This window comes from Natronomonas aquatica (assembly GCF_024449025.1).
GTDB lineage: Archaea > Halobacteriota > Halobacteria > Halobacteriales > Haloarculaceae > Natronomonas > Natronomonas aquatica.
In genome coordinates this window covers 142,687-164,823 of record NZ_JAHLKM010000002.1, presented here as the reverse complement: position 1 = coordinate 164,823, position 22,137 = coordinate 142,687, and the positions used below count along the sequence as shown (strand labels likewise).

29 protein-coding genes and 1 pseudogene are annotated in these 22,137 nt (G+C 62.5%); 15 read left to right on the top strand and 15 right to left on the bottom strand.

Translation table 11 applies throughout. From position 1 onward, the window contains the following. Positions 1–5 precede the first annotated feature (5 nt). A complete protein-coding gene (locus KM295_RS02730) occupies positions 6–1,106 on the top strand; it encodes an AI-2E family transporter (protein ID WP_256028329.1) in 1,101 nt (366 codons plus the stop codon). Between the two features lie 22 nt (positions 1,107–1,128). Here KM295_RS02730 and KM295_RS02725 read toward each other — a convergent pair whose 3' ends face one another. From KM295_RS02725 to KM295_RS02715, 3 genes are read right to left on the bottom strand one after another with little or no spacing between them, the layout of a single operon-like run. Continuing rightward, positions 1,129–2,097: a metal ABC transporter permease gene (locus tag KM295_RS02725; RefSeq protein ID WP_256028328.1), complete on the bottom strand. Its 969-nt coding sequence runs from the start codon at positions 2,095–2,097 to the stop codon at positions 1,129–1,131. Further along, a complete protein-coding gene (locus KM295_RS02720; protein WP_256028327.1) occupies positions 2,094–2,834 on the bottom strand; it encodes a metal ABC transporter ATP-binding protein in 741 nt (246 codons plus the stop codon). Before KM295_RS02720 ends, KM295_RS02725 begins: the two co-directional genes overlap by 4 nt. 28 nt (positions 2,835–2,862) lie before the next feature. After that, positions 2,863–3,900: a metal ABC transporter substrate-binding protein gene (locus KM295_RS02715; RefSeq protein WP_256028326.1), complete on the bottom strand. Its 1,038-nt coding sequence runs from the start codon at positions 3,898–3,900 to the stop codon at positions 2,863–2,865. Between the two features lie 234 nt (positions 3,901–4,134). Here KM295_RS02715 and KM295_RS02710 point away from each other — a divergent pair, with 234 nt between their 5' ends. Genes KM295_RS02710 through KM295_RS02695 form a run of 4 tightly spaced genes read left to right on the top strand, consistent with a single transcriptional unit; the run spans position 4,135 to position 6,236 of the window. Next, positions 4,135–4,548 carry a hypothetical protein gene (locus KM295_RS02710; protein ID WP_256028325.1) on the top strand — a complete coding sequence of 138 codons (414 nt, stop codon included), beginning with the start codon at positions 4,135–4,137 and terminating at the stop codon, positions 4,546–4,548. A gap of 8 nt (positions 4,549–4,556) precedes the next feature. Then, complete coding sequence (locus tag KM295_RS02705) at positions 4,557–5,423, top strand: FAD:protein FMN transferase (RefSeq protein ID WP_256028324.1); 867 nt, start codon at positions 4,557–4,559, stop codon at positions 5,421–5,423. Beyond that, the gene (locus KM295_RS02700) at positions 5,407–5,694 is read left to right on the top strand and encodes a hypothetical protein (protein WP_256028323.1); all 288 of its coding nucleotides are present in this window, start codon (positions 5,407–5,409) and stop codon (positions 5,692–5,694) included. The genes KM295_RS02705 and KM295_RS02700 overlap by 17 nt, the downstream gene beginning before the upstream one ends. Beyond that, complete coding sequence (locus KM295_RS02695) at positions 5,694–6,236, top strand: hypothetical protein (protein ID WP_256028322.1); 543 nt, start codon at positions 5,694–5,696, stop codon at positions 6,234–6,236. The genes KM295_RS02700 and KM295_RS02695 overlap by 1 nt, the downstream gene beginning before the upstream one ends. Here the strand turns inward: KM295_RS02695 and KM295_RS02690 are convergent. Together KM295_RS02690 and KM295_RS02685 are read right to left on the bottom strand one after the other, a co-directional pair. Then, a complete protein-coding gene (locus KM295_RS02690; protein ID WP_256028321.1) occupies positions 6,233–6,754 on the bottom strand; it encodes a winged helix-turn-helix transcriptional regulator in 522 nt (173 codons plus the stop codon). The genes KM295_RS02695 and KM295_RS02690 overlap by 4 nt on opposite strands. Positions 6,755–6,757: 3 nt before the next feature. Further along, the gene (locus tag KM295_RS02685; RefSeq protein WP_256028320.1) at positions 6,758–7,045 is read right to left on the bottom strand and encodes a hypothetical protein; all 288 of its coding nucleotides are present in this window, start codon (positions 7,043–7,045) and stop codon (positions 6,758–6,760) included. A gap of 231 nt (positions 7,046–7,276) precedes the next feature. On the opposite strand from KM295_RS02685, the gene KM295_RS02680 reads away from it, so the two are divergent. Next, entirely contained in the window at positions 7,277–7,435 is a 159-nt protein-coding gene (locus KM295_RS02680) for a DUF7838 family putative zinc beta-ribbon protein (RefSeq protein ID WP_256028319.1), read from the top strand. 153 nt (positions 7,436–7,588) lie between these two features. On the opposite strand, the gene KM295_RS02675 is transcribed toward KM295_RS02680, so the two are convergent. Further along, positions 7,589–8,428 carry a sulfite exporter TauE/SafE family protein gene (locus KM295_RS02675; RefSeq protein ID WP_256028542.1) on the bottom strand — a complete coding sequence of 280 codons (840 nt, stop codon included), beginning with the start codon at positions 8,426–8,428 and terminating at the stop codon, positions 7,589–7,591. A gap of 106 nt (positions 8,429–8,534) precedes the next feature. Between KM295_RS02675 and KM295_RS02670 the strand changes: the two are divergent. Then, positions 8,535–8,898: pseudogene (locus KM295_RS02670) on the top strand (CopG family ribbon-helix-helix protein). Positions 8,899–8,928: 30 nt separating this feature from the next. Here the strand turns inward: KM295_RS02670 and KM295_RS02665 are convergent. The 4 genes from KM295_RS02665 to KM295_RS02650 all read right to left on the bottom strand — a co-directional run bounded on the left by KM295_RS02665 (position 8,929) and on the right by KM295_RS02650 (position 12,889). Continuing rightward, a complete protein-coding gene (locus KM295_RS02665; RefSeq protein WP_256028318.1) occupies positions 8,929–9,315 on the bottom strand; it encodes a hypothetical protein in 387 nt (128 codons plus the stop codon). A gap of 312 nt (positions 9,316–9,627) precedes the next feature. Continuing rightward, the gene (gene gcvPB, locus KM295_RS02660; RefSeq protein ID WP_256028317.1) at positions 9,628–11,082 is read right to left on the bottom strand and encodes an aminomethyl-transferring glycine dehydrogenase subunit GcvPB; all 1,455 of its coding nucleotides are present in this window, start codon (positions 11,080–11,082) and stop codon (positions 9,628–9,630) included. Next, on the bottom strand, positions 11,079–12,407 hold the full coding sequence (gcvPA, locus tag KM295_RS02655) for an aminomethyl-transferring glycine dehydrogenase subunit GcvPA (protein ID WP_256028316.1): 1,329 nt from the start codon (positions 12,405–12,407) through the stop codon (positions 11,079–11,081). Before gcvPA ends, gcvPB begins: the two co-directional genes overlap by 4 nt. 98 nt (positions 12,408–12,505) lie before the next feature. After that, complete coding sequence (locus KM295_RS02650; protein ID WP_256028315.1) at positions 12,506–12,889, bottom strand: hypothetical protein; 384 nt, start codon at positions 12,887–12,889, stop codon at positions 12,506–12,508. Positions 12,890–13,086: 197 nt separating this feature from the next. Between KM295_RS02650 and KM295_RS02645 the strand changes: the two genes are divergently transcribed. Both KM295_RS02645 and KM295_RS02640 read left to right on the top strand, forming a co-directional pair. Next, complete coding sequence (locus KM295_RS02645; RefSeq protein WP_256028541.1) at positions 13,087–13,773, top strand: SOS response-associated peptidase; 687 nt, start codon at positions 13,087–13,089, stop codon at positions 13,771–13,773. 60 nt (positions 13,774–13,833) lie between these two features. Then, positions 13,834–14,544: a fumarylacetoacetate hydrolase family protein gene (locus tag KM295_RS02640; RefSeq protein ID WP_256028540.1), complete on the top strand. Its 711-nt coding sequence runs from the start codon at positions 13,834–13,836 to the stop codon at positions 14,542–14,544. A gap of 6 nt (positions 14,545–14,550) precedes the next feature. Here the strand turns inward: KM295_RS02640 and KM295_RS02635 are convergent, their stop codons facing one another. Continuing rightward, the gene (locus KM295_RS02635) at positions 14,551–14,982 is read right to left on the bottom strand and encodes a universal stress protein (RefSeq protein WP_256028314.1); all 432 of its coding nucleotides are present in this window, start codon (positions 14,980–14,982) and stop codon (positions 14,551–14,553) included. A gap of 139 nt (positions 14,983–15,121) precedes the next feature. Between KM295_RS02635 and KM295_RS02630 the strand changes: the two genes are divergently transcribed. Together KM295_RS02630 and KM295_RS02625 are read left to right on the top strand one after the other, a co-directional pair. Then, positions 15,122–15,268 (top strand): hypothetical protein, encoded by a 147-nt coding sequence (locus tag KM295_RS02630; RefSeq protein WP_256028313.1) that lies wholly within the window; start codon positions 15,122–15,124, stop codon positions 15,266–15,268. 15 nt (positions 15,269–15,283) lie between these two features. Further along, positions 15,284–15,616, top strand: coding sequence for a DUF5658 family protein (locus KM295_RS02625; protein ID WP_256028312.1), 333 nt, complete (start codon positions 15,284–15,286; stop codon positions 15,614–15,616). A gap of 70 nt (positions 15,617–15,686) precedes the next feature. Here the strand turns inward: KM295_RS02625 and KM295_RS02620 are convergent, their stop codons facing one another. Beyond that, complete coding sequence (locus KM295_RS02620) at positions 15,687–15,809, bottom strand: hypothetical protein (protein ID WP_256028311.1); 123 nt, start codon at positions 15,807–15,809, stop codon at positions 15,687–15,689. A gap of 136 nt (positions 15,810–15,945) precedes the next feature. Here KM295_RS02620 and KM295_RS02615 point away from each other — a divergent pair, with 136 nt between their 5' ends. Then, on the top strand, positions 15,946–17,067 hold the full coding sequence (locus KM295_RS02615; protein ID WP_256028310.1) for a thiamine pyrophosphate-dependent dehydrogenase E1 component subunit alpha: 1,122 nt from the start codon (positions 15,946–15,948) through the stop codon (positions 17,065–17,067). A gap of 40 nt (positions 17,068–17,107) precedes the next feature. Here KM295_RS02615 and KM295_RS02610 read toward each other — a convergent pair whose 3' ends face one another. Continuing rightward, positions 17,108–18,448 (bottom strand): cytochrome P450, encoded by a 1,341-nt coding sequence (locus tag KM295_RS02610; RefSeq protein ID WP_256028309.1) that lies wholly within the window; start codon positions 18,446–18,448, stop codon positions 17,108–17,110. Between the two features lie 90 nt (positions 18,449–18,538). After that, positions 18,539–19,726, bottom strand: coding sequence for a redox-regulated ATPase YchF (locus KM295_RS02605; protein WP_256028308.1), 1,188 nt, complete (start codon positions 19,724–19,726; stop codon positions 18,539–18,541). A gap of 159 nt (positions 19,727–19,885) precedes the next feature. Between KM295_RS02605 and eif1A the strand changes: the two genes are divergently transcribed. Further along, complete coding sequence (eif1A, locus tag KM295_RS02600; RefSeq protein ID WP_256028307.1) at positions 19,886–20,170, top strand: translation initiation factor eIF-1A; 285 nt, start codon at positions 19,886–19,888, stop codon at positions 20,168–20,170. Positions 20,171–20,360: 190 nt separating this feature from the next. On the opposite strand, the gene KM295_RS02595 is transcribed toward eif1A, so the two are convergent. Further along, positions 20,361–20,555: a cold-shock protein gene (locus KM295_RS02595; protein ID WP_256028306.1), complete on the bottom strand. Its 195-nt coding sequence runs from the start codon at positions 20,553–20,555 to the stop codon at positions 20,361–20,363. 298 nt (positions 20,556–20,853) lie between these two features. Between KM295_RS02595 and KM295_RS02590 the strand changes: the two genes are divergently transcribed. Both KM295_RS02590 and KM295_RS02585 read left to right on the top strand, forming a co-directional pair. After that, positions 20,854–21,474: an archaellin/type IV pilin N-terminal domain-containing protein gene (locus KM295_RS02590; RefSeq protein WP_256028305.1), complete on the top strand. Its 621-nt coding sequence runs from the start codon at positions 20,854–20,856 to the stop codon at positions 21,472–21,474. Positions 21,475–21,518: 44 nt separating this feature from the next. Continuing rightward, the gene (locus tag KM295_RS02585) at positions 21,519–22,094 is read left to right on the top strand and encodes an archaellin/type IV pilin N-terminal domain-containing protein (protein WP_418904733.1); all 576 of its coding nucleotides are present in this window, start codon (positions 21,519–21,521) and stop codon (positions 22,092–22,094) included. Positions 22,095–22,137: the final 43 nt, after the last annotated feature.

Sequence of the window (22,137 nt, the reverse complement as noted above, 5' to 3'; positions counted from 1 at the left end):
TACATATGAACGAAAAGCGTCTCGTCGTCGCAGTGTTCGGCGTTATCGTCGGCGTGGCGGTAGGCTACATCGTCTATCAGTTCATCGCGGCGTTCACCGTGGCAGTCTTTCTGTATTACTCGACGCGGCGGTTCTACGACGCGTTGGGGCAACTCCACCTCCCAAAGCGGATCCGTGCGATGCTCACGATCTCCTTGCTCGCGCTGCCGCTCGTCTTGCTCCTCAGCTATACCGTGGTCCTGCTCGCGGTCGAAGCCCGGGCGTTCATCGAGACGTATCCGATCGTCGAGTCCGTCCCCGAAAGCGTGGCGTGGTTCCAGGGGATCGAGGACCTTCCCGAACCGACCATCGCCGGCATCGCCGAGGCGTATCGAGCCGGTGAACTGGACACGTTCATCGATTTCGCCACCCAACACGCGGCGTTCGTGACGAGCATCATCACCGGTCTCTTCATGAACCTCCTTATCGTCGGGATCGTGACCTATTATCTCCTGATCGACGGTACGGCGTTCCGCTCGTGGTTGCTTCGGTTCGACGACGGTGATATCGTCAGGGAGTACTTCGAGGCCGCCGACAAGGAACTCGAGGCGGTACTTTTCGGAAACCTGCTCAACGTCATCGTCATCTCGCTCGTCGCGATCGCGGTTTTTATGGGATACAACGCCGCCGTTCCCTCGGCAGTCGAGGTTCCCTACCCCGCACTCGCCGGCGCGCTGACCGGGATCGCCAGTCTGATCCCCGTCGTCGGGATGAAGGTAATCTATCTGCCGCTCGCCGGGATCGCCGCGGTTCCGATCCTGCTCGACGGAACCCCCGAGCTTTTCGCGTATATCGTCGGCTTTCTGGTGTTGGTGATCGTGGTCGTCGATACGATACCCGATCTCGTCCTCCGGCCGTACCTCAGCGGCGATCGTACCCACGTCGGCCTGCTGATGCTCGCGTACATCTTCGGTCCGGTGGTGTTCGGGTTCTACGGGCTCTTTTTCGCTCCTATCGTGCTCGTGTTGGGGCTGACGTTCGCCGATACGGCGTTGCCACGGCTGCTCGGGGGCGATCGGCCCGAGGAGGGGCCGCCACCGAGCCAGACGCGAATCGACGAGTTCTGACCGCCCGCAGGCGGGATCCACCTCAATCGGCCGTAGATTCGTCCGCAGTCGCGGGCGCGTCGGCAGCGCTCCGGTTCGTCCGTACTTTCCCGAACAGGACGGCGGCGATGTAGACCGCCACCGCGACGAGGACGATAGTACCGCCGGCGGTCGCCTCGTAATGAAACGAGAGCGTGATGCCGACGAGCACCGCGATTTCCGCGAGGATCACCGAGGCGAGCAGCGCTTCCCGGAAGCTCCGGGCGAGCTGTGCCGCGCCGGCGACCGGGACGACGAGCATCGCCGCGACGAGGATCACGCCCATGATCTGCATCGCTCCCACCACGACCATCGCGGTGAGCATCGTCATGATCCGGTTGTACCAGGGGACGTTGAGCCCCGCTACCCTGGCAGCCGTCTCGTCGAACGTTACGTACAGCAGTTGTTTGTACGTCGTGCCGACGACGAGCGAGATGATCGCGAACAGCCCGATCAGGATGATCGTGTTCGAGCGTGAAACGGTTGCCAGACTCCCGAAGAGGTACTGATTGACGCCGACCGCGAGCCCGCCGGCGTTGAGACTTATGAGAACCGCCCCGAGCGCGAAGCCGGTCGAGAGCACGATCGCCATCGAGACGTCGTTGTAGGCGTCGGTGACCTCCGATATCAGTTCGATCGCGAGCGCGGCCACGATCGCCACGACGACGGCGGTGAGATACGGCGAGACTCCCGTTCCGAGGGTCGCGTTGACGAACAGGCCGACCGCGACGCCGGCGAAGGCAGTGTGGGCGAGCGCGTCACCGATCAATGCGAGCTGTCGGTGGACCAGAAACGTGCCGATCAGCGGGGCGATCACCGCGATCAGTATTCCGACCAGAAACGCCCGGTGCATGAATGCGTACTGGAGCATCTCGATGCCGGTAAAGCCAGCGACTAAAGAGAGCAGATAGCTCCAGGCGTCGATGAGCCACCCAGCCGGCCGGGTGAACACGCGCGCTACGTCCGCGATCATCGTGTCACCCCGGCTCGCTCGCCGGTGGTGATCCCGTAGGCACGTTCGAGAGCGTCGCTCTCGGGGAACGCTTCGGAGGGTCCGTCGAAGTACAGTTCCCCGTTGAGACAGAGAACGCGATCGGTGTGTTCGATGACCGCCTCGATGTCGTGTTCGACCAGCAGAACCGACATCCCGTCACGGTTGAGTTCGTCCAGAAGCGAAAAGAACTCCCCGACGGACTCTGCGTCGACCCCGACGGTTGGCTCGTCGAAGACCAACAGGTCCGCCTCCCCGGCGAGAGCCCGCGCGATGTAGGTTCGCTGGCGCTGGCCGCCCGAGAGCCTCGTGATTCGCTTTCCGGCGAGGTGGGCGATCCCGGCTTTCCGGAGCGCTTTTCGGGCCCGTTCCCGGTCGTCGGCCGTGATACGGCCGAACCCGGCATGCGGGAACCGGCCCATCAGGACGACCTCCTCGACGGTGATCGGCATCTCCTTCGTGTTCGTTGTGACGTCTTGGGCGACGTAACCGACACGCTCGCGGTCGACGAACGCTCGTGTCGGCCGATCGAAGAGCCGGATGTCGCCACGGTCGGGTTCGTACAGCCCGAGGAGCAACTGGAGTAGGGTACTCTTTCCGGACCCGTTCGGTCCGACCAGCCCGACGTACTCTCCGCCGTCGATCGTGAACGATACGTCTCGAACCACCGGAGTCGCCGTGTATCCGAACGAAACGTTCTCTACAGATATGTGTGACATTGAACAATGAATCGCGGACTGATCGGTCTCATTCGAAGTTTCGCCACTCCTCCTCGAGCGTGGTCTCTTCGGGGGCTGTCGAGCCCAGAACGATCTCGAAGGTCGGCATGTTGATGCTGCGGGCGATATCGAAGTAGCTCCATTCCTCCCGGCTCCACTTTTCAGTGACGCCCGCGTACGGGGTGACGGGGTAGTACGCCTCCGCGTCGGTCTCATCGACCAACTGGCGGGCCCAGCCGTTAGGCTCGAAGATCGCCGCCCCGATATACCGGATGTCGTGTTCGGCGATCATGTCCTGGGCGAACTGCATGTCACTCGTCCGGACGTCGTCGGCCGCGGCGAGGTTCGTGATCAGCGGCTGGATGTTCACGTCGTATCGGTCGGCGACGTATCCGAAGGCGTTGTGCGCCGCCAGAAAGACGTTATCGCGCGCGGCGCGCTCGAAGATACCTTCCCAGTCGGCGTCGAGATCGTCGAGTCGCTGTTTGATGTCGGCGGCGTTGTCCCCGAAGGTCCCCTCGTGTTCGGGCGCGACCGCCGAGAGCCCCTCGACGATGTTGTCAACGGCCCCCTTCGCCAGCTCCGGATCGAGCCAGAAGTGAGGATCCTTCCCGCCCTGGATCGCCTCCTCTTCGTCGACGGTTTCGTCCAGATCGATCAACTCGATCCCCTCGCGGACGTTTATCGAACGCGTCCCCGCCCCGTCGTCTCTGACGGTCTCGAGTGCGCGATCGGCCCACGGCTGAAACTCCGGGCCGACGTTGACGAAGGCGTCCGCGTCGACGATGTCGCGGGTGATCGACGGATCCGGATCCCAGCCGTGGCCGTGTAGTCCGGCCGGGATCAGGTTCTCAACCGTCATGGACGTTTCCTGTGCGATCTGTCGTGCGAAATCGTAGAACGTGAAAAAGGACGCGACAGCGACGTATTCATCCCCGTCGTTGTCGTCCGAGGCGCTCCCGATACAGCCGGCGGTCCCCGTCGCGAGCGCACCGGCCGATAGTCCGAGGAACGCCCTGCGGGGGAGCCGTCCCGGCTCGTTCCGGATAGTTGATTCTGGTTTCACTACCGCCACGTTCGTGACGACCGAGGTTATATTTTACCCACCAAATCAAAAAATTAGATTAATCTAATCCAATCCGTCGGTCGAGAGCAAACGTCGGCTGCTGCTATCGGGATCGGTCCCTTCGGGTGAGAAAGGTCCCGCAAGACGCACCGGATTCGACGGCTGTACGACGATTCGACAGCTGGACGCGAACGCATTATATCGGGGAACGATTCCGACCGGACGCGAACAACCATGCGCGTTCCAGTTCCAACCAATCGACTCGTCGCGTTCACGCTCGTGGGCGCACTCTTGACTGCCGTCGTAGCCGGTGGACTCGCGTTCCCCGTTCTCGTCCCCGGTCTGACGGCCGATTCACCCGGAGAAGCGACCGGAGCAGGCACCGATACCGGTCGACAGCTCGCCGCCGACGCCCCCGAACCGAACCAGAACTTCACGCCCGAAGTCCGAACACAATCTGGCTACGAGGAACACGAAGACCACGAGGAAGAAGAATACGAAGACGAACACGGCGAAGAAGAGTACGAAGACCACGAGGAAGAATACGAAGACGAACACGGCGAAGAAGAATACGAAGACGAACACGAGGAGGAATACGAAGAAAACGGCGAAGAAGAGCACGAAGAGAACGAGGGGTACGAAGACTGACTCCCGATATGGTAGCTCTCTCTTTAGCCTACGAACGGCTCGGAGACGCACAGCGCACGTTCCGCTGCTGTGACACGTCGTTCCGTGTGCACGCGGCGGGAATCGCGACAACCACCGCAGCCGATACTGCTCAGCGAACCGCCGAACGACTCCGCGCTCAACTCGATGCCTTCGACTCAGCGAGCGCCGTATATCGACTTAACGAGGCTGGCTGCGTCACGAACCAGCAAGTCGCCCGCCTCGTCCGCCGAGGCATCGAATACTTCCACCGTACCGACGGTGTCTTCGATATCCATCAGGGCCGGACCGAACACGACCTCAAGGCGTATCTCCGGGGCGACAGCGATTCGCTTCCACGATCGTTCGATACGGGGACGGTGACCGTCGACGGCGACACCGTCGAGACGGACGTTCCCCTCGATCTCAACGGCCTCGCCAAGGGGTATATCGTCGATCGGGCCGCGGACGCACTCGACGGGATCGGCCGACGGGGGTTCGTCAGCGGCGGCGGTGATATGTCTCCGCCGACCGGTCCGATTGCCATCGAAAGCCCGTACGGCGACGAGACGCTGCTGAAAACGCTTGATACCGGGTGGTCGATCGCGACTTCGGGTGACTATCGCCGCGAACGCGACGGTGTCGACCACGTCTATGACCCGACGACAGAGCACATCGGGGCCCGCCACGAGTCCGTAACCGTCCTCGCGCGGCGGGACTGCATGGAAGCCGACGCGCTCGCGACGACGCTCGCGGCGCTTCCGCTCGCCGACGGACGCTCGCTTGCCGAGGACTGGGATGGGCTTGAGGCGCTCGTCGTACACGACGGCGTCTTCCATCGAACGGAGGGATTCAAGCATCATGTCCTGGACGAATAAGCAGCGAATCACTGTCGTCGCGATCGTCATGCTGGTCGTAACGACCCCATTGCTGTGGCAGATCGCGAGCGTCCGGACGGCCCAGGCCGCCGAAGAAGAGCAGGCTGATCTCACTAACCGGACCGTTCCGGAACGACAGGCTTCGAACGACTACGATGGGGACGGAATCAACGACTCGAATGACCGCTGTCCGACCCGCCCGGAGACGGACAACGGGTTCCAGGATTCGGACGGTTGTCCGGACGTCGTCGAAACGACGGGGGCCTCGTGATGTCCGAACTCGTGTGGCTGCTTGATCGCGGTGCCGCCCTCGTCGCGTACCCCACGCTCTATCTCGCTGTACTCACCGGGATCTTCTATAACACCGAGCCGTTCGGCGTACTACACGAGGCGGCCCAGCGCGTCCATATCGAACTCTCGGTCTTTGCGATGGTCGTGACACTCCTTCACGCGCTGTTGGGGATACTCGACACGTGGTTCGTCGTTACCGGAGAGGCTCCCTTGCCGGCCTACTCTCGATCGTACTTCGTCGGCGGGGTCGTCGTCGGAGTCGGCGCGTTGCTCTTGCTCGTCGTTGCCGTGTTCGGGTTCGTCGACGCGAAGCGGTTCTCACGGCCGTGGGGACCCAGGGTCGTCCACTCGCTCGCCTACGGCGGGTTCGCCTTCGGGACGATCCACGCCGCCGCGATCGGCACTGACGTGACCGGTCTGATCCGTCCCCTGCTGGGCCCGACGCTCGCGTTTCTCGCCTACGTGCTCCTGTTGCGAGCGTTGATCCTGAAAGACCTCGTGTCCGTCGCCGCCCCGAACTAGTAGCTCTCCCAGAGTCCGAGGAGCCGATCCACGACTCGGTCAGTGAAGGACTGTCGATGGACGGTGTACAGGTACGCGACCCGGTCGGGGTCTGTGACCTCGTAAACGACGCTTCGTCCGTCCCGCTCTTTCGTGACGAGGTCGGCGTCGGCGAGATTCGAGAGATGCCACGAGACGGTCGAGTTCGCCTTTCCGATCCGGTCGCTCAATTCCTTCGTTGAAAACGGTCCGTCCGCGAGGAGATGAGCGAGGATCCGGCGGCTGTACTCCCGACGGAGCGCGTTCATGACGGTCTGGTCCGCCTCGTCGAAGTCCGCTTCGGGATAGTATCGAGTGTACTTTCCGTCGTCGGAGACCGCGATCAGCCCTCGGTCGGCGAGCCACCGGAGCTGGTACTGGAGCGTTCCCTGTGCGTAATCGAGTTCCTCAAGCAGCGCACGGAAGTGAATGCCGGGCGTGTCGGCTATCCGCTGGTAGATAGCCCGCCGCGAATCCAGTTCCAGATCTGGCTCCGGCATCTCTCAATCCCGTGTCAGGGCGATGAAAAACGTCAACAGGCCACCGAGGATGAGGATCGCTCCCCCGTGTTCGAGTAGTTCGACTGTCTCGGCGCCGAGATATGGCATTAGCGGGTACTCGAGGAAGACAACGAGTCCGTATACCGCGAACATCGCGTAGCCGGCAGTGACGATCCGCATCCGCGAATCTCGCTCCCGTCGCCACGCGAGGTAACTGAAAACACTCAGCGCTCCGGCGACCAGGAAGATACCGAGACTGACGTACTGTTCGAGAAGCGCCGCGAGCGTCATAGATCTGTGTAGTGCTCGGCGGTCGTCGATACGTTGTCGGGAGCCGACATAATCGAATCCAGACGCCTGAACTCAAAAACCGTTGGCGTCCAATCGTCGAATCCGGAACTATCGACACGGAGGTCGATCGGACGAGTCCGTTGTTTCTATATCGCCATATGTGGTATATTAGTGCGACGGGGGAGGACGAAACCAGAAAAGTACAATTCCTTGGAGTCGTTACCGGTATGCATGAGCCTCTCGCTGGAAGACGACTGTCCCCGATGTGATGCATCGGAGTTCTACAAAGCGGCGAGCATGCGGATCCAGCTCGGAACGAAAAAAAAGTGGCACTGTACCAACTGCGAGTACGGGTTCGTCACGATCAACGGGATCGACACCTCGGCCTGATATGCGATCGGAGTCAGTGGTAAAACCGCAATCGAAGAGGTGTCTTTCGATCGGACGCGCCGGAACGTACTGACACCCCACCGGGGACGCAGGCATCCGGCAGTTCGCGCGGGATCTCGATCTCCCGATCGACGACCGATGACAGAAATATGTTCAGAACACGCCGATGATGAATCCAACGCCCATGATGATGAGGATCACAGCCGAAAAGGCTGGTAAATACGGTGTGTACTGTTTAACAGTCTCCTCGTGGTGCTGATAGCCCGCGACCAGTAACATCGTCAGTCCCACGATGCCGATAATAACAGTAATTGCGTACGCACTCATCAGTTCGAGACAGTAGTTCGACCCGGCACAGAGGGCGATAATCTCGAACTCCTCCTCGTGAGCGAACCCGAGCAGGAAGGCGAACCAGGCGATTCCGAACAATCCCCTCTCGGCGACATCATCGGAGTCCCCATGGGTATGTGAGTGCCCCCCGATGAACGGAACAGTGCGTTTCAGGCGCGAACGAACTCCCTCGTCGTCCTGTGGATTCGAATATTCGTGAATATCACCGTGGCTGTGGCCGTGTACCGAGTGGTTCGTCGACTCGTGGTCGTGACCCCCGTGCGGGTGAGAGTGATCGCCATCGGGACTGCCATGCGAGTGGCCGTGGCGGTACTCTCGGATCCCAAGACCGATTAGCAATACGCCCGCAGCCAGGCTGACTGGGCCACCGATCTGGATAGTATTGAGAACCGTGACGGGCTCGTTTATCTGTGTGAGACTGAAATAGGATTTCGCGTAGAAGAACGCGCCAACCATCGTGAGACTACTGATGAGGTGGCCGATACCGATGATGAACCCCGCCGCAAGGCCGTAGAGCCACTTGTTCGTCTGATCCAGCGCGTATGAGGCGGCGACGGGCCACCCATGACCGGGCTCGACCCCGTGGACAGCGCCAAGTGCGACCGCACCGAGCAGTAGGCCGAACGTGTCGCCAGACACCATCGTCATACCCTGAAATCGGAAAGAGCGCCGAATAACGGTTGTTAATACCTGATTGGGGGAACCATCATACTCGGGACTCTTGTGTCCGGATATCAAATATGACCGTATGCGAACGAGTTTCAATATTCCCGATACGGTGATTGACGAGTTCGATCAGGTCTGGCAGGATGAGGGGTTGGACAACCGATCCCGGGCCGTCCGTGAAGCGATGCAGGAGTACATCGAGTCGCATTCCCGACTCGAAGACCTCAGCGAGGACGTTATCGCGCTCGTCGCCTTCGACTACCGCCATCACGAGGTGATCGGGGAACTCCACGGTGTCCAGCACGACTCACACACACCAAGGGGAGTGGTGTCTCGAATCCTTGTTTTGCCAGGGGACCGGCGAACGCGTTCGGGAATTGACCTACCGCCTTCGTGACTTCGACGGCGTGAATCGGGTGAAAATTATGGTGATTCGGGATAACTGACCGCGATAGACGTCGCGTTAATGCGCACGTTCAGTCCGCTGCCGTTGCCGTGTTCCCGGCTGGCTCCGACGGTGTGTTCAGATAAAGATAGATAAACACGAGGATCAAGGCGACCTGAACCGCCTTGTCAACGTAGTCAATCGTCCCGTATTCTGACTTGGCCACGATCCAGAGGGGGAACTGCACGGCCGTATACGGAATCCCGATCAGATAGAGCAATCGCCGCCGGTAGTCGAACAGAAAGAGCACGAGAGCACCGGCGTAGCCGACACCTGCGAGTGCAACGGGAATCCGTCCCTCGACGATACCAGCATAGACGTGGAGAACGCCAGTGATAACGACTAATGCAACTGCTAGCCACTGAAATCGGGTGAGTGAACCTATCCAACTCGTGGAATTATTTTGTTCGTCCGTCACAATACTATGTAATTCGGGATAGGTAATAAACACTGTTATTATCAGACCACAGGTGTCGTCATACGGCGTATATTAAGTGTTTGTCCGGTTTCTCAGTCGCGATGATTGTAGCTACGCTTTCGATCGATAGAGTACGGTATTCACACGACCGTTTCGTTCCCTCACTACCAACTACGCATCGGGCTGGCCGGTCTCAACTTCTGTAGCGCGAACATACATAAATCGTATAAAACGATATAGAATCGACCAGATGGGGGTATAGCTATACGGATCAGCGGAGCGAAAAAGACGGCGAGAATCGTATCGATCGTTCTATTCGTCGTCCAGCGCCTGCCAGGAGAGCCGGGGGTTTCGCGCTGCCGACGCCTGATCGATCCGTCGGGCGGCCGTCCGCTGTGGAGCGTCCTCGAGCGTTTCCGTGTCGTCCGCCCGAGCAGCGTTGAACGCCGCGGCGAGTTGTTCGAGGGTTCGTTTGCGCTCTATCTCGGTCGGTTCGGTCATCAGCGCCTCGTCGACGGTCTCCGGCCACTTCGTCGTCGGGGGATGGACGCCGTAATCGAGCATCCGTTTCGCGGCGTCGGCAGCGTCCTGCTCGCCCGCGCTCGCGACGAACTCGTGGTGGAAGGGCCCGAAGGGGACCTCGTATTCGATCCGCTCGGCGAGGTAGTTCGCGTTGAGCACGGCTTTCGCGCTCGCGTCGGTCAGTCCCGCCCCGCCCAGGCGGGTAATGTACGCGTATGCCTTCAGCAATACGAGCCAGTTTCCCTCGTAGCCGTGGACCTTCCCGATCGAACGGACCGGGGTATACCGTTCGTACCCGCCGTCCGCCCGTCGAACGTGCGGATCCGGGAGGAACTCCGCGAGTTCCTCGGTCACGCCGACGGGACCGGCTCCCGGGCCGCCGCCGCCGTGGGGTGTCGCGAAGGTCTTGTGGACGTTGTAATGCATAAGGTCGAACCCCATGTCCCCGGGGCGGCCGCGCCCGAGCAGGGCGTTGAGGTTCGCCCCGTCGTAGTACAGCAGGCCGCCGACCTCGTGGACCATTTGGGCGATCTCGGTGATATTGCGTTCGAACAGCCCGAGGGTGTTGGGGTTCGTCAGCATCAACGCCGCCGTTCGCTCCGAGAGGGCCGCCGAAAGCGCCTCGAGATCGACCCGGCCGTCGTCGCCGCTCGGCAACTCGACCACGTCGTACCCCGCCATCGCCGCGCTCGCGAAGTTGGTCCCGTGTGCGGAATCGGGAACCACGACCTCCGTCCGATCGTCACCGTTGGCCTCGTGATAGGCCTTCGCGATGAGGATCCCCGTGAACTCGCCGGCGGCGCCGGCCGGCGGCTGTAGCGTGACGGCGTCCATACCGCCGATCGTCGCGAGTTGCTCCTGCAGGCGGTGTTGGATCTCGAGGAGACCCTGAACGGATCGTTCCGACCGATCGGGGTGGACCGACGCCTCGCGACGGGCGGCGACGTCCTCGGTGAACTTCGGGTTGTACTTCATCGTACAGGAGCCGAGCGGGAACGGACCCGACTCGACGCCGTAGTTCATCTCCGAGAGCCGGGTGTAGTGGCGGGCGAGCGCGGGTTCCGGGAGCGACGGGAGCGTCAGCTCATCGCGTGTCAGCCCGTCCGGAAGCGAGGATTCGACGGTCACTCGGTCGGTGTTCTTCTCGGACAGAAGCGGCTCGTACCGGGAGTCGTCGACGCTCCAGCGAGCCTGGTCGTATTCGAGTGGATCGTCGGGATCGGGGCCCCCGTCGGACCCGGTCATCGTGCCGCCTCCCGGAGCGCCTCGAGGAAGCCGTCGATCGCGTCCTCGTTCGTCTCGGTCGTACAGATCTGAATCTCGTGTTCGTCGAGGACGTGGACAGCGTAGCCGTCGCGTTCGAGGTCGGCCGCGACGGCGGCGGCGGGCTGGTCGGTGCGGGCGACGAACTCCCTGAAGTGGTGTCGGTCGTGGACCGGTGCCCCGATACCCCGGATGTCGTCGATCCGGGCGGCGAGTTCTTTCGGTCGGGTCACACAGTCTTCCGCGAGATCGATCAGTCCGTCCGGTCCGAGCCAGGCGAGATGCATCGCGGTCCGCAACGCGACCCACGCCTGATTGGTACAGATGTTGGAAGTCGCCCGCTCGCGTCGGATATGCTGTTCGCGGGTCTGAAGCGTCAGAGTGTACGCGCGACGACCGCTCGCGTCCTCGCTGGCGCCGACGAGGCGTCCGGGAACCTGTCTGAGAAACTCCTCCCGGCAGGCGAACAGTCCCGTTCCCATGCCGTACGCCGCCGGTAGTCCGAGCGTTGCAGCCTCGCCGATGGCGACGTCGGCGCCCACATCTGCCGGCCGTTCGAGTACCGAGAGCGCGACCGGATCGGAGCCGACGACGAATAGCGCGCCGCTGTCGGCCGCCAGATCCCCGATCGCGTCGAGTCGTTCCTCGATCGTTCCCCGGACTGTCGGTGTTTCGGCGTACACCAGAAGCGTCTCCTCGCCCATCCGTTCGGAGAGCGCCTCGACGTCGGCGATCCCGTCGGCCATCGGATACGTTTCGATCCCGACATCGTGGCCGACGAGATAACTCTCGAGCGTTCGGCGGCGCCCCTCTTGGAGCCGTTCGGGGACGAGTACCCGGTCCCCGTCGACCGCCCGCACGCGGATCGCGAGCGTCGCGGCCTCACCGAGCGCCGTCGCCGCGTCGTACATCGAGCAGTTCGCGACCGGGAGCCCGGTTAGCTCGACGAGCATCGATTGATACTCGAAAAGCGCCTGCAGGAAACCCTGGGCTACCTCGGGTTGGTACTGGGTATAGCTCGTCAGGAACTCCGATCGAGACGACAGTTGGTCGACCATCGAAGGAACGTAGTGATCGTAGTGTCCGCGCCCGAGAAACTCGATAAGATCGTCGTTTCGCTCGAGCGTCCGGTCGATGAGCGATCGGACCGCCTGTTCGCCCCGCTGTTCGATCCCGAGTGATTCGTCGAACCGGACCGACTCGGGAATATCGAAGAGTTCGGCCTCGCTTTCGGCTCCGATCGCCGAGAGCATCGCCTCCGTCTCGGCGTCGGTGTGTGACGCGTAGGGGCTGCCGTTTGCTGTCATGAGAAACGTTATACCGGTGTTGCACCGCGTCGCTAATAGTGGTTGTGAGAGGTTTCGACCGGGAACCATCGATCGGCCGGATCGTCGCCTAGAGCCGATCAATCGGTTCGGCAAGTCACGTCCCAGCCCGTCTCCGAACGCGCGTCGGTCCGCCGGTAGAACGCACGGAGCCCATCGGTACCGGTCTCCGGGAGGACGTGCAGTTCGACGGTGTCGTCACGGACGGCGACCCGGAACGTATCCCCCGTTCGGTCGTCGTGGACGAGATACAGCGGCATCGGGAGGTCGAACCAGTCGCCGTACCGGTAGGGCCCCTCCTCGAGGACCCGCTCGACGAGCTCCCGAAGCGATTCGTCGTCGCGCCTCGTGTGAGGAGACAGCGAGAACACGGTTTCGCCATCGTATTCGACGCCGCCGCGCCGCAGGTACCGCCGGGTCGGACGCTTCGGAATGGCGAATGTCGGCGTTTCCTCGTCGGCCACACGGGTTGTACGTCGTGATATCGTTTAAATTCGCGGTCGATCGACACGATGGTTTAAGTACCATCCCGGGACCAGAGGCCCCGTGACGTAACGGATCGCCGACGGCGGCCGGGGCAGTCGTGTGGAACACCGCCGTCGGATCGACCGCGTTCCACCTGTTCGCCACCTATATCGATCGCGAGGCCGTAGCTGTCGGCATGTGTGGCCGCTACAGTCTCTTCGCCGACCGTCCCGATCTCGAAGCGCGGTTCGATGCGACCTTCGAGTTCGCGTTCGAGCCGCGGTACAACGCCGCTCCGGGGCAGGCGCTTCCGGTCATCACCGACGCTGATCCCGACAGCGTCCGGCGGCTGGAGTGGGGACTCGTTCCGCGGTGGGCCGACGACGCGAACGAACGCCACATCAACGCACGGTCGGAGACGGTCGCCGACAAACCGGCCTTCGCCGAGGCCTACGAGAGCCGCCGGTGTCTCGTGTTAGCCGACGGGTTCTACGAGTGGGTCGAGACCGCCGACGGGACGCGGCCGTATCGGGTCGCCCTCGAGGACGACCGCCCCTTCGCGATGGCCGGGCTCTGGGAACGCTGGACGCCACCGACCCACCAGACCGGTCTCGATGATTTCGGCGGGAGTTCGCTCGCCACGTCGGAAGCGGAGCCGATCGAGACGTTCACCGTTCTGACGACGGAACCGAACGAGGTCGTCGAGCCCCTCCACCACCGGATGGCCGTCATACTCCCGCCAAGGAGAGAGGAGGTGTGGCTCGACGGCGAGGATGTCGCCTTCGAGCCGGCGTCCCCGGAGCCGTTCCGATCGTACCCGGTGTCGACGGCGGTGAACGATCCGTCAAACGATCGCCCGGAGCTGGTTCGCCCCGTCGAGTGACCGTTGCGGTAGAGCCGGACGATGGCAACACGTAAGGAAGCGGCGGTCGCCGTCGTCCGTATGAAGCACGCACGCATCGAGACACCGGCCGGGATTCTGGAGGGAGAATACGACGACGACGACGGGACGGTCCACACCGACGACGGGACCTACGTCCCCGAGGAGTACGACCTGCTCGCACCGTGTGAACCGTCGGCGCTCTACTGTACCGGGAGGAACTACGACGAGACGATCGATCAGATGGGCTATGAGACGCCGGACGATCCGACGTTCTTTATCAAGCCACCGGTGTCGTTGCATCCGCCCGAACGGCCGATCCCGTACCCGGAGTTTTCCTCGGAGTTGACGTACGCTGGTGAGTTGGCCGCGGTCATCGGCACCGAGTGCAAGGGAATCGAGGAAGGCGACGTCGACGACGTCGTCCGAGGGTACACGATCCTCAACGACCTCGACTGCCTCGACCAGGAATCGCTGTCGGCGCGGAAGGCGTTCGACGCCTCTGGACCGCTCGGTCCCGTCATCGCCGATATCGAACCGGTCGGCGTCGAGATGACGACCCACATCGACGGCGAACTCCGACAGGAGGACACCACCGAGAGTATGCTAATCAAGCCACGGCAGATCGTCTCGTTTCTCTCCGATCGGGTGACGCTCAAACCGGGGGACGTCGTCAGCTTCGGGAGCCCCGCGAATCCGGGGCTACTCGAACGCGGCGACGAGATCGAGATCCACTACGAAGGCATCGGTACCCTCCGAAACGCCGTCGCGTGATCGCGGTTACCCGATATCGACGACGAGGATCGGCCGTTCGGCCTTCTTGACGATCCGCTCGGTCGTGCTCCCGAGATTGAGTCGCTTTTCGCGTCCGGTCCGACCCTGGGTGCCGATCACGATGAGGTCGATCGCCTCCCCGTCGGCGTACGAGAGAATCTCCCGGTATGGGACGCCTTCGGGTGTCGCGGTCGTGGTCGGGATGCCAGCCTCGGCGGCGCGAGTCGCCAGCCGGTCGACCGCGGCCGCGGCGTCCTCAGAGAGTTCCCTTCGAACCGACGATTTTTCGTCGGTATCGGCGGCGAGAACGACCCGGCGGTCGACGACCGAGACGAGGTGCAGATCTGCCCCGTAGGCATCGGCGGCGGCGAGAGCGTGTTCGAGAGCCTCCGTGGCACCCTCGCTGCCGTCGGTCGGCAAGAGGATCGAATCGTACATGCCCCCGTCTCGGAGGGCCACCTACTTGAAACGACCCGTCTCCGAGGGGGACGAGACGGTTGTGTCGACACCGGGGCGATCCGACTCAGCGCTCGAAACGACTCCGATATTGAAATACGGGTATACCGTACCCGCGGGTATGGCCGCGGACAACCCACACACGACCGATCCGATGGCGACCGAGCCGGTCGAGGAGGCGTATATCTCCCCGGTCGTCGATTTCGTCGTTCTGGCCGTTTTCGTGTCGATTCTCGCCTTCGCCGCCGTTGCAGTTATACTTCCGTGAGTTCACGGGATGGGTGTGAACGACGAACGCGCCGTTCCGGTGGTGGGGGGAAACGACCGGTGGGTCTGGATCGCCGCACTCCTCCTCTATGGGGTCGGTGACACGGTAACTACCCTCTGGGGGCTCTCGACTGGCGGAGTCACCGAAGCCGGGCCGGTCGCAAAGCCGCTCATCGCGGCGTACGGTCACGCTGCGATTCTCGGCATCAAAACGGTCGTCTTCCCGTCGTTTTACCTCGTGTGGCGGGCGCTCCGAACTCCGGGGCGGATCGCGGTCCCGTTCGCGCTCGCGGTCGTCGGTGCGGTCGTGACGGCGTGGAACCTTCTCGTCATCGTGGGAGCACCATGACAACCGATCGGATACGCGTGTTCGACGCCCCAGCCGGTCCTACGGGGCAGACCGGTGTGCCCCGGAGTCGTCACAACAGAAGCGAAACGAGCTGATAGAGGAATCCGATCCCGAAGATCGCGACGAGGACGACGGTCGTGCCGACGACGACTGGCGATAGATGTTCTTGTTCTTCGATGATGTAATCAGCCATAGTCGGGTTCGATTACTGTCTTCTGCGCCGTGAGGGCACTTATTGGTAGCGCTTTGCGATCCCGCGTCGGCCACACCGAACTCGGATCGGGGTCGCGTTCCCTAAAGCTATATCCCCGGCGTTCGGGTAATCGAGTATGGAATTCGAGGACGCAGACGTTCACCGGCGGCTCGACGTCGACGGCCGTCCCCTCGATGGGGACTACGAACCGCCACTGTCCGACGACCGGATGCGTGAACTGTATCGGGACATGCGGCTCGCCAGACACTTCGACGAGCGAATGATAAGCCTCCAGCGGCAGGGCAGACTCGGTACCTACGCCTCCTCGGCCGGACAGGAGGGGTCACAGTTCGGCTCGATGTACGCCCTCGCCGAGGATGACTGGGTGCTGTATCAGTACCGCGAGCACGGCTCGGTCATCGACCGTGGCGGACTCGCGGAGTACGTCAGCTACTGGCTGGGCTACGAGGAGGGCAACGCCGAACTGACCGAACACCACATCGCGCCGCTGAACATCGGCATCGGCTCACACATCCCCCACGCGGTCGGGATGGCCTGGGCGTCGAAGCTCCGCGGGGACGAAAACGCGATCATCTGTCACTTCGGCGACGGGGCGACGAGCCAGGGGGATTTCCACGAGGCCGCGAACTTTGCCGGCGTCTTCGACGTGCCGGCAGTACTCATGTGCAACAACAACCAGTGGGCGATCTCCGTCCCGGCGGACCAACAGACGGCGAGCCGAACGTTCGCCGAGAAGGCCGACGCCTACGGTTTCCCCGGTATCAGAGTCGACGGCATGGATCCGCTCGCGACCTTCGAGGTCGTTACCGAGGCGGTCGAGCGGGCCAAGGACCCGGAGAGAGCGCCGCCCGAGGGAACGAGCGGGCGGGCGACGCGACCGACGCTCGTCGAGGCCGTCCAGTACCGTTTCGGCGCGCATACGACCGCCGACGATCCGACGGTGTACCGGGAGGACGAGGAGGTCGAATACTGGAAGCGCTGGGATCCGATCCCGCGGATGGAGACGTATCTCAGAGAGCGGGGAACGCTAGACGACGAAACGATCGACACGATCGAGACGGAGGTCACGGAAACTGTCGCCGAAGCGATCGATCAGGGGACCGATATCGAACCGGATCCGGAGGACCTCTTCGCCGACGCCTACGCCGAACTCCCCGAAGATATCGAGGAACAACGCGAGTATCTCCGACGGCTCCGGGAGGAATACGGCGACGAGGCACTCCTAGAGGACCACTGACGACACCGGGAAGGCGACGAACTCTGGACACTCCGGTCGGTTACCGAACGGGCGTGATCGTCGCCGGAACACCGTCGGCCGGCCGTAGCGTCGGCGTCAATCGGAGATCGTCCAGGGCCGTCTCCGACACGTCGATGTCGAAATCCCGAACCAGACGAGCCAACACGAGTGTCGCGCCGGCCATGGCGAACCCCTGTCCGATGCAGGCATGTGGTCCGCTGGAGAACGGCCGATAGGCGGCGACACGTTTTGGATCCCGACGCCCCCAACGGTCGGGATCGAACGCCCCGGGGTTCTCGAAGTACCGACTGTCTCGGTGGATCGTCCACAGCGGCATAACGATCGCGGACCCGTCCTCGATGACGTATTCGCCGAGTTCGGCGTCGCCGTTCGCTCGCCGGAAGACGGCCCACGCGGGCGGATACAGCCGGAGCGCCTCCCGGTAGGCACGCTTCGTGTACTCGAGGTCGACGAGATCGTCGTGGGTCGGCGGCCCGCCGCCGAGGACCTCGACCGCCTCGGCCCTGACCCGCTCGCGCGCGTCGGGGTTCCGGGACAGCAAGCTCAAGGTGTAGGTGAGACTCAACGCCGTCGTCTCGTGGCCGGCGATAAGGAAGGTCGCGACCTCGTCGCGGATCTGGTTGTCGGGGTACTCGATGTCGGGATCGTCCTCGGCCCGCAACAGCATGGTCAGCATGTCAGTATGCTCCGGTTCGTCCCCGGCGGCGAGGGCTTCCCGTCGCCGGTCGATGAGTTCCTCGCTCAGCTCTCGGATCCCCGTCGCCGCCTCGCGGAATTCCTGTGAGGTCGGCGTCGGCACCCATTCCGGAAGGACCGTCTCGAGGCCGAACTCGAACTCCTCGCCGGCGATCCGCATCCACTCGTGGAACTGGTCGGCTCGCGCCTTGCCGATGTCCGTGCCGAGGATGATTTCCGAGGCGACCCGGACGGTCAGCGACGTCATCTGCCGGTGAAGATCTGTCCCGTGTGTCCCGTTTTCGGCCCACCGAGCAGCCCGCTCGTGGATCCGGCGGCCGGTCGTGTTCGCGTAGGCGGTGACCTGCCGACCGCCGAAGGCGGGAGCCACGATCGAGCGCTGCTGTGCCCAGAGATCGCCCTCGCTCTGTACCAGCCCGTTTTCGGCGATCATCGCGGCCGCACCCCCCGCGGGAACCCGGGGGAAGTCGTCCGGACGTTCGAGGGCTTCGGCGACGAGGTCCGGCCCGGTCAGGACGACGAGCGGCGGCCGGCCGGGGATCGAGACCGCCGTGCCGTCCTCGAAGCGGGCCTGAATCCCCTCGAGGAACCGGACAGTATCGGTCCCGAACCGGAGAGCGTTGACGACGCCGGCCTCCGGTGGCTCGGGGAGAGAGCGTACCATACTGTATTGAGGGGTCGAACGCTATTGGGGTTTTCGCGCCCGGCAGCGCCGTCCGGCTCTCGATCGTGCAGGGGATGGCGTCGAGGGCGGTCAGTTCGTCGTCGTGATCTCGATCACGTCCCGGTGTGCGAGTTCGGTGTCGGCGCCGATCTGCCGATCGGACCGGACGTCGTGGGCATGGAGAAAGCCCTCACCGATGTCGGTATGGAGAAAGTAGGCGAACTCCTCGGCGGTCGATCCCCCCGGAAAGACGAAACAATCCTGCAGGAACGTCCCGTCATCCTGCGGTTTGTGTGCGCCGGGGAAGACAGCGACGGCGCCCAGTTCCTCGAAAAGCGCCGTCTCGACGGCGCGTTGGACGCCGGTCCCGCCGAACTCGTCGAGAAAACCACGGATCCGTTCGAGACCGGCCGCCTTCTCTGCGGGCAGGTCGGCGGTCACCTCGAAGCCGTTATCTCCCGGCCGGTACTCGAGGACGCCCGCCTCGTCGCCCTGTTTCAGCGCCTTCTCGGCGTGGGCCGACACCGGCACGAAGGTCAGGTGCTCGTAGCCGGGATCGTTCGTGATCGGCCCCCAGTTTGCCTGTGCCGCCTCGGTGTCCATCTTGTTGGCTGCGACGACCATCGGCTTCGTCCGGATGCGGATCTCGCGAGCGAGCCGCCGGCGGTCGGCCTCGTCCCACGGCTCGGGAGCCAAGGGCAGCTCGAGCGCGAGTATGACCTGCTTGAGTTCGTCATCGTCGATGCCGAACGCCGACATCTGTTCGGCGAGATCGGCCTCGATGTCCCGCTCGGCGCCGTGATAGCCCGACTCGTAGCGCTCGATACCCTTCTTCAGGATGTCGAGATACCACATGTCGAGTTCGCTTTCGAGAAAATCGATGTCCTCCCGGGGGTCGTGGTCCTCCGTGGGTTCCCCCTCGAGGTCGGTTTTACCGGTGAAATCGACAACGTGGAGCAACACGTCGGCCTCGTTGAGATCCGTCAGGAACTGATTGCCGAGGCCCTTGCCCTCGTTGGCGCCGGGAACGAGCCCTGCGACGTCGACGAGCTTCGTCGGAACGAACCGGACCCCGTCCTCGCAGTACCCGTGGTTCGGAGTGCAGGTATGTCCGAACTCCGGGGCCGCACACTCGACGCGGGCGTACGCCTCCCCGACGGTCGGATCGATGGTGGTAAACGGGTACGCACCCTCGGGGACGTCGTTCATCGTCGCCGCGTTGAAAAACGTGGACTTGCCGACGGAAGGTTTGCCGACGAGCCCGATCGTGTAGCTCATTACAACCGTGAAGTCGAACGGTCCGTTAAAACGTTGTCAAACCCGCCTCCGTTGGGTGTTTCTCTCTCGCAGGGTCTCGATACCAGTGCTACTATCGATCGTGTCACCCGGTGGCGTCCCTCCCGCATCTTTTTATTACGTGCGGCGCGTAGATTAGGTGTGAGCGAAGAGACAGGGCGTCGAAACCTTCGGATGCCCAACGACGACGAGCTGTTCGCGGTCGTGACCCAACACGACGGCGGGAACCACGTGCGCGTCCAGTGTGAGGACGGCAAAAGCCGGATGGGCCGGATCCCCGGCCGCATGAAGTACCGGGTCTGGATCAACGAGGGCGACACCGTCCTCGTCGAACCCTGGGACTGGCAGGACGAGAAAGCCAACATCGAGTGGCGCTACGACAGCCAGGACGCCGAACAGCTGCGCCGCGAAGGCCACATCGAGTAACCGACGCCCTTTCGGACCGCCCACACACCGGATAGCCGATCGGCCGGCATTTCGATCTATTCTCCGAGAGTTCTACCGGACGCCGGAGTGTTATCTCCCGGCACCGCGTAGCTCCGGCTACAGGGCGTGAAAACAAAGGGAGGATTCGTTCGGGTACAGTACGAGCCGAGGGCGGGAGAACGGGCCGGGATTACAGCCGAACGACGTTCTTCGCGCGCGGGCCCTTGGGGGCGTCCTCGATTTCGAACTCGATCTCGGTCCCTTCGGTCAGGTCCTCGCCGCCGACGTCCTCCATGTGGAAGAACACGTCCTCGTCGGAGTCCTCAGTATCGATGAAACCGTAGCCGCCAGTGTCGTTGAAGAAATCAACCTTGCCGTCTGCCATTACGAATAGACGCAGTCCGCGGACGGGTATAAGCCCTTCGAACGTCGGCCCGTCTCCGTAGTGTGAAAACAATACACGGTATTCAGGCATCTCTAGTGAATGATCGTTTCACAATCGCCGCCCGGACCGCAAGCCGTACTTATACTCTTCGGCCGTGTTAGTCACCAATTCGAGACGGGATACGGGGTCGGAGTCGCGTCTCGGCTTTAGTAGGGGTGGACATGTACTACCCGGTAACGTCCGAGGCGAATCCCCGACGCGGTGACGCAGGGGGGTCGGCGGGCGTGCAATAGAAAGCATGTTCGACACAGAAACCGAAACGCAGGACCGCGGTCAGGTGGGCATCGGGACGCTCATCGTCTTCATCGCCCTCGTGTTAGTGGCGGCGATCGCGGCCGGTGTCCTCATCAACACCGCAGGCTTCCTGCAGACGCAAGCACAGTCCACCGGCGAAGAATCAACCGAACAGGTCTCGACTAACTTGGTGTATCTGAGTACGACCGGTAGTGTCGTTGAGAGTGGCGATGAGCCAGTCGGTATAGATAGTTTCAACACGACGGTTCAGCTGGGACCGGGATCGGATGCAATTAATCTCAACGATTCGACCGTCTCCGTGTTCACTGACGACGGTGTCTCCGCAGAATTTAATGGTGCTGACTCCACTGATTCCGGAATATCCATCGTCGAAGGCTCGAACGTGTTGAGCACGGATTCGAGCGACACTGATGCAACCGCAACGATCGAGTTTGACCTCACTGCAGGTCAGTTCAGTGATATAAGCAATAATCGATTTGACGCGGGGACAACGGTCGACATCGTGATCACCACAGCAGAGGGCACGCAGGCTGAGACGAGTTTCATCATCGAAAGCCCGCTCGACCCGCAGCTCTCTTCGGGTGACCAAATCAGACTTGACTGAGAACCATGATAGAACTATTCACAGACGGTGAGGAGCGCGGTCAGGTGGGCATCGGTACCCTGATCGTCTTCATCGCCCTCGTGTTGGTCGCGGCCATCGCGGCAGGTGTGCTGATCAACACCGCCGGGTTCCTCCAGACGCAAGCACAGTCCACCGGGGAAGAATCGACCGAACAGGTCTCCACCAACCTCGTCTTCCTCAGTACGACGGGGACAGTAAACGCGACTGATGGCTCGCCGACTGGAGTCAGCGAGTTCAATACGACGGTCCAGCTCGGGCCGGGATCGAGCGCGATCGATCTCAACGACTCGACCGTCTCCATCTTCACTGATTCCGGGTTCTCCGCCGAATACGACGGTGTAGATAACAGCCCCGAACTCTCCCTCGCCGAACGCTCTTCGGATGACACGGTCCTAAGTACGGATTCGTCTGACTCGGAAGCGACGGCGACGCTCCAGTTCAGTGCTGCCGATGCAACCACCGCCGGTGAGTTCGAGTCTGGAACGACGGTCGACATCGTGATCACCACGGCAGAGGGCACGCAGGCCGAGACGAGCTTCATCATCGAAAGCCCGCTCGATCCGCAACTCAACGACGGTGAGGAGATCAGACTCGATTAAAACAATGTTCGAACTATTCACAGACAGTGAGGAACGCGGTCAG